The sequence below is a fragment of the Chitinophaga dinghuensis genome, assembly GCF_003259435.1.
GTDB lineage: Bacteria > Bacteroidota > Bacteroidia > Chitinophagales > Chitinophagaceae > Chitinophaga > Chitinophaga dinghuensis.
The window spans coordinates 1-6,587 of the sequence record NZ_QLMA01000016.1; the positions used below are offsets into that span (position 1 = coordinate 1).

Sequence of the window (6,587 nt, forward strand, 5' to 3'; positions counted from 1 at the left end):
TCCAGTTTGTCTTCAGTGCTGGGCGGGCTGGGTTTCAGTGCCTATGCCTCCGCCAACATTTTCATGGATCATTTCCTGCTTCGTCAGCAGGACAGCGGTATCCGCTGGCGCAGTGTATGCCTTGGCGGGATGGCGTTCAGCGCAGCACAGATTGCGAAGGAGCAGGGCCGTCATCGGGTAGCCCTGAAGCCGGAAGAGCTGTATCAATTATTTGAATGGAGCCTGGAATGTGAGGACAGTCCTGTGGTGATACAAACAGTAGAATCCTTGTCTGCGCGTCTGCACCGGGTATATGAGGTCAAGAAAGATGCGTATCTGGATACAGATCCATCGGCAACAGATATTGTTAAAACGGAGCGTCCGGCCCTTGCCACAGCCTATGTAGCGCCAGCCACCGCCACAGAACAGCGGTTGTCAGGCATCTTTGAGCAGTTCTTCGGAATAGACCGCGTAGGCACGGATGACAACTTCTTCGAACTGGGCGGCGACTCGCTGAAAGGAATGATGTTGCTGAAAAGAGTGAAGAATGAATTCAATGTCAATATCACACTGACAGACCTGCTGCTTCGTAATAACATCGCCGCTATGGCCACCAGAATAGATGAACTGACCTGGCTGAACGCGGCTGTTGACCTGGAAAATGAGATCATCATTTAATCTGCTATTCCCCCAATAGTAAACATTCACACGGAATGAAAATGGAAAATCTGTTAAAAAAACTGCGGGATCATCAAATCGCTGTCTCGCTGGAAAATCAGGACCTGAAAATAAAGTTCAACGGCGATTCGTTGCCTCCTGATCTCTTGAAGGAGCTGAAAGAAAATAAGGAACAACTGGTAAGCTACCTTTCTGCGCTAAACAGCGGAGTGGATAATACTGTTATTCGCCCGCTGCCGGAAAGTTCGTGCTATACTATGTCTTCAGGTCAGGCCAGGGTATGGATACTCAGTCAGTTTGAGGAAGCCAATCTGGCTTACAACATGCCGGGCGTATTTGTTTTTGAAGGCCGTCTGCAGATAGATGCGCTTGAACGCGCACTGAACAAGCTGATAGCGAGATATGAGATTCTCAGAACATATTTCAGAGATGATGAACAGGGGGAGATAAAACAATTCATTCTTGGTGAATCGGCCGTTGATTTCCATATCAATCAGTATGACCTGCGGAAAGAACCTGATGCAGATGGGCAGGTGAAAGCGATGATACAGGAAGAGCTGGTACGGCCTTTCGATCTGCGCACAGCGCCTTTACTGCGCACGTGTCTCTTCCAACTGTCGGATGATAAATGGATATTCACTTATGTCATGCATCATATTATCAGCGATGGTTGGTCTATGGATATTCTGATCCGTGAGTTGATGTATTGCTATAATGCTTTCATCCAGCATCAGGAACCTGATATGAAACCGCTGCCTATACAATACAAAGAGTATGCTGCCTGGCAGCATGAGCAGTTGGAAAGCGTTGTACGGGGCAGTCACCGGAACTACTGGATGAAACAGTTTGAAGGGGAACTACCTGTATTGAATCTGATCGGTGATTTTTCCCGCCCGGCGCTAAAAACATACCGTGGCAGCGCTGTTGGAAGAAGGATCAACAAAGATATTACCCGCAGTATAAAAGAACTAAACCAGGAGGCAGGGACCACCCTGTTCATGGGACTGTTGTCTGCTGTATACATATTACTGTATCGGTATACCGGCCAGCAGGACCTCATTATCGGTACGCCGGTGGCAGGCAGAGACCATATTGACCTGGAAGACCAGATAGGATTGTTTCTGAATACACTCGCCCTGAGAACCAGCTTCGATGGGCAGGATAGCTACCTGTCTATGCTGGAAAAAGTAAAACAGGTAACATTGGCGGCATATGAACACCAACTCTATCCGTTTGACAGATTGGTGGATGATCTTCATTTGAAAAGAGATACCGGCAGAAGCCCGCTTTTTGATGTGATGATGATCCTACAGAATGCCCGGGTGAAAGGCAATAACAAGCAGCAGTTCGGAGATGTGATGGTTAGCAGCTATGACAGGGGAGAACATGCCGTGAGTAAGTTTGACCTTACTTTCGATTTTATAGAAGTGGGAGACGAATTACAGGCGAGTATTGAGTATAACAGCGATATCTTCAGTCGCGATACCGCCGCGCAATTGTTGCTCCATCTGGAAGGAATACTGGTAGCCATCAGCGCTGCTCCGCGGCAGGCTATTTATTCATTGGACTATCTGGGAGAAGCGGAAAAAAACCGCCTGTTGCATGTATTCAATAATACGGCCCTGGAAATACCCGCGGACGCCACTATTATCAGCCTGTTTGAGCAACAGGTAAAGCAGTCGCCTGATAGTATTGCCGTGGTAATGGAAGACAGGCAGTTGACCTACGCACAGCTACATGCAGCAACCGACCGGCTGGCGGCTTATCTGCACCATACCTGCCAAGTGAAAAGAAATGATCTGATAGGTATCCGTTTACAACGCAGCGAATGGATGATCATCGCCATATTAGGCGTTCTAAAAAGTGGTGCGGCTTACTTGCCCATAGATCCGCAGTATCCGGCAGACAGGATAAAATATATCATAGAAGACAGTGGTTGCATTGCTGTGATTGATGAAGCGTTGCTCAGCAGCATGCAGGAGCAGCCAGCCATTTCGCCACTGACTCCTGTTGTTATCATGCCTGAACAACTGGCTTACTGCATCTATACATCCGGTACTACTGGTCTTCCTAAAGGATGTTTGTTGACACATGCTAATGTTGTAAACTTCTTTTACGGCATGACTGCCACCTTTGGAGGAACTCCGGGAACCATGCTGGCACTTACCAATTATACGTTTGATATCTCCGTGTTGGAGCTGCTCTGGACATTGACGCTTGGCTACAAGGTGGTGATACAGGGAGATGTAAGGGATATTGTTGCCATAGAGGAGGCTCCCGTTAGACCCCTGGAATTCAGTCTTTTTTATTTTGGTAATGCAGATAATAACGATGCGGAGGATAAATACCGCCTCTTGCTGGAAGGGGCGAAGTATGCCGATAATAATGGCTTTGCTGCTGTGTGGACACCGGAACGTCATTTTCATGAATTTGGAGGATTATATCCCAGCCCGGCATTGATGGGATCAGCGTTGGCAGTACTTACAAAAAATATTTCCATCAGGGCGGGGAGCGTGGTATTACCATTGCATCATCCGTTGAGGGTGGCAGAAGAGTGGTCAGTTATAGATAATCTCTCCGGGGGGCGAGTAGGCATCGCCTGCGCTTCCGGTTGGCATGCGGGTGATTTCGTATTGTCGCCAGGGGAGTACAGTAACCGTCATGAGCATATGTACAAGATGATAGATACTGTACAACGCTTGTGGAGAGGGGAGCAGTTAGAATTTCCAGACGGGAACAATGTCATGAAGAAAACAAGGATATTTCCGTCACCCCGGCAAAAAGAGCTACCGATATGGCTCACATCTGCCAATAGTATACAAACATTTATTTCCGCAGGTAAAGCAGGAGCAGGTGTGTTGACGCATCTGTTAGGAGAAACAACAGAAGGCCTCGCTGTAAAAATTGCCGCTTACCGCAAAGCCTTTGCAGAAAGCGGGCATGATATAAAGAAGGCGAAAGTGGCGCTGATGCTCCACACATATATCGGGGATGATATAGACACTACTTACGAAAAGGCAAGAGTACCGTTTATGAATTATCTGCGTACTTCTGTTAGCCTGATGAAAACGTTCGCAGCAGACCTTAATGTCAACATAGAGTCTGAACAGTTTTCCGAGGAGGATATGCAAAGTCTGCTGGAACATGCTTTCAACAGGTATGTGTCTACTGCCAGCCTGATAGGTACGCGGGCCACCGCTATGGAAATGCTGAAGAAACTGAGTCGCATTGGAGTGGATGAAATTGCCTGTCTGATAGATTTTGGGGTAGGCTTTGCCGATACTATGAATGGGCTGGAAAATATTACTGTGCTGAAGGACAGTTATCATAAGTTGACCAGCCTGCCTTCAAAAGCAGATTACGCTGTACATACGCAGTTGCGCCAACATCAGGTGACGCATCTGCAGGCAACACCATCAATGGCTTCCCTGTTGCAGGCCGACAGCCAGGCGATGGGTTCTCTCCGTACAATACTGCTGGGTGGTGAACGTCTGCCGGTATCGCTGGTGCAGGACCTGTACAGCCACCTTCCTGAAGTACAGCTGTATAACATGTACGGACCTACGGAAACAACGATCTGGTCCGCTTGTAGCGCCGTTCCCCGCCATACGGAAAAAATCACGATAGGTCGCCCCATTGCCAACACCCACATCTATATACTGGACGCGTATCAGCAGCTGTTGCCGGTGGGAGCGGAAGGCGAAATTTATATCGGCGGTAAAGGGGTAGCCAGCCACTATGTCAATAAACCCGAACTCTCCGCGGAACGTTTCCTGGCAGATCCTTTCCTGGCAGGGGAACGGGTATACCGTACCGGCGACTTCGGCAGATGGCTGCCTGACGGCAGCATTGAATATATCGGTCGTAAAGATGACCAGGTAAAGATCAGCGGCCATCGGATTGAGCTGGGTGAAATTGAAGCCGCCTTACTGGATATGGATAATATCAGTGCTGCAGTAGTGCTGGCAAAACAGGTGCGTCAACAGGAAAAGGAACTGGTAGCCTATGTGGTAACAACAAGGGAACTGGATACCGCTGCCATTCGTAAGGCACTGTTACAGAAACTGCCTGCCTATATGGTGCCCGGGTACTATATGCAGCTGGACGCATTGCCACTGACTCCCAACGGAAAGGTGGACAGAAAACAGTTACCGGAATACCAGCAACAAGGTAGCAACATCGTAAGAGAACATATTGCCGCGGCTAATGAAGTGGAACAAAAACTTGTCGATATCTGGCATGAATTACTGGGGTGTGATGACATCGGTACCAATGATAACTTCTTTGATCTGGGTGGAAACTCTATCAAAATCGTACGCATGGTAATGACCATTAATAAGATTTTTGATAAAAAACTCTCTGTGGCAATGGCTTTCAGGTATACAACCATTGCTGCTTTATCAAAATACCTGACAGAAGAAAATGTTATCACAGGAGAATCCGATAAAGAACTGGATATGTCCGTGAATATCATGGAAGATACGTTTAACCTGCTAAATAGTGACCTGCATGACGACTGAGAGAAAATACACCGGACTTGAAATCGCCATCACCGGGATCTCCTGCCAGGTGCCTGGAGCGGCCAACTGGCGCATATTCTGGGAGAATCTGAAAAATGGGGTGGAGTCCATACATTTCATGACGGAAGAGGAACAGCGTGATCTGGGCATCGATGACCAGATCCGGCAGAACAGCAATTATATTCCTGCTGTAGCCACCATTCCGGAGAAACATTATTTTGATGCAGCCTTCTTTGACTACACACCAAATGAAGCTGGATTGATGAATCCTGTACACCGGGTGCTGCATCAGTGCACCTGGGAAGCCCTGGAAGATGCCAATTGTAATCCAGATACATTGAAAGGACTGATCGGCATTTATGTAGGCGCCGGTGATGATGCCAACTGGCGTTTGTATTCCCGGCTGAAGAACAGCGAGGGGCAGCAGATGGACAACTTCAGCCTGAATAATATCAATAACAAAGATTTTCTTGCATCGTTGCTGGCTTATAAGCTCAACTTCAAAGGTCCTGCATTTGCGGTGAACACTACTTGCTCTACCTCTTTGGTAGCGGTTAACCTGGCCTGTAAAAGCCTGTTGCTGGGAGAAGCGCGCGTAGCGCTGGCCGGAGGTATCACCATCCGCTCAGAAATGCCCAGAGGATATTTTTACCAGGAGGGTATGATCTTTTCCGCAGATGGTCACTGTCGCGCATTCGATAAGGACGCTACCGGCACCTTCACCAGCGAAGGCGTGGGAATGGTAGCACTGAAAAGACTGAGCGACGCTATCGAAGATGGTGATCATATCTATGCTATTATAAAGGGTGGCAATATCAATAATGATGGTAACAGAAAGGTGGGATTTACTTCTACCAGCGTTGAAGGTCAGGCAGACTGTATCCGTAAGGCTCATAAGTTTGCCAAGGTTGCTCCGGAGACGATCACTTATGTGGAAGCGCATGGCACTGGCACCCGTCTTGGAGACCCTATTGAAATAGAAGCGCTCAATATCGCATTTAATCACAACAAGGAGCACAACTGTGCTATCGGATCTGTGAAAAGTAATATCGGACACCTTGATACGGCTGCAGGCGTAGCTGGGCTGATAAAAACAGCGCTCTGCCTGCAACACCGGCAACTGGTTCCCAGTCTGCATTTTAAAGCCGCCAACCCCGAGATAGATTTCAATGGCGGCCCTTTCTTTGTGAATACGAATCTGCAATCCTGGGAGGGCCGTGATGGGCAGCCTCTGCGCGCGGGAGTGAGCTCCTTCGGTATCGGCGGTACTAATGCACATGCCATCCTGGAAGAGGCGCCTGTACGCAGCGACAGCGATGCAGGACGTAAATATAAACTGCTGACAGTTTCCGCCAAGACGGCCGGCGCTGTTGAAAGATACTTGTCTTCCCTACGGGGCTTCTTGGAACA

3 protein-coding genes are annotated in these 6,587 nt (G+C 48.3%); all 3 read left to right on the forward strand.

What is annotated here, in order from left to right; all coding sequences use genetic code 11:
- A partial coding sequence (locus CLV59_RS28680) for a phosphopantetheine-binding protein (protein ID WP_211324047.1) occupies positions 1-657 on the forward strand: 657 nt, incomplete at its 5' end.
- A gap of 35 nt (positions 658-692) precedes the next feature.
- On the forward strand, positions 693-5,177 hold the full coding sequence (locus tag CLV59_RS28685; protein ID WP_111595555.1) for a MupA/Atu3671 family FMN-dependent luciferase-like monooxygenase: 4,485 nt from the start codon (positions 693-695) through the stop codon (positions 5,175-5,177).
- The coding region (locus CLV59_RS28690; protein ID WP_146616352.1) for a type I polyketide synthase at positions 5,167-6,587 on the forward strand (1,421 nt) is incomplete at its 3' end. The genes CLV59_RS28685 and CLV59_RS28690, both read left to right, overlap by 11 nt.